The organism is Arhodomonas sp. KWT, from assembly GCF_010993615.1.
The window spans coordinates 1-643 of record NZ_WNXE01000949.1; the positions used below are offsets into that span (position 1 = coordinate 1).

The 643-nt window shown below is 69.8% G+C and carries 1 protein-coding gene; it reads right to left on the reverse strand.

The annotated features are described in order from the left end of the window. The coding region (locus tag G7A99_RS23490) for a dihydroxy-acid dehydratase (protein WP_205600041.1) at positions 1 to 643 on the reverse strand (643 nt) is incomplete at both ends.

Here is a 643-nt window from a genome sequence, read left to right on the forward strand (position 1 = left end):
CGTACAGGCTCTGGTAACCGCCCTGCATGGCGTGGGGCTGCGGCTGCCAGCGGGCCCGGCGACGCTCGAGCTCGGCCCCGTCGATCTTCAGCGCCAGGCGCCGGGCCTCGACGTCCAGCTCGATGATGTCGCCCTCCTCGACCAGCGCCAGCGGCCCGCCGGCGGCGGATTCCGGCGCGACGTGAAGCACCACGGTGCCGAAGGCGGTGCCGGACATGCGCGCATCCGAGACGCGGACCATGTCCCGCACGCCCTTCTCCAGGACCTTGCGCGGCAGCGGCAGGTTGCCGACCTCCGCCATGCCCGGATAGCCCTGCGGCCCGGCGCCCTTGAGGACCAGCACGCTGTTCTCGTCGACGTCGAGGTCCGGATCGTCCACGCGGGCCTTGAAGTCCTCGATGCTCTCGAACACTACCGCCCGGCCGGTGTGCTGCATGAGATGCGGTGAGGCCGCCGAGGGCTTGAGCACCGCGCCCTGGGGCGCGAGGTTGCCCTGAAGCACGGCGATGCCGCCCTGGTGAAAGACCGGGTTGTCCCGGTCGCGGATGACGTCGTCGTTGAAGCAATCCGCCGCATTCAGCTGCTCACCCATGGTGCGCCCGGAGATGGTGAACGCATCTTCGTGCAGCAGGTCCCGGATCTT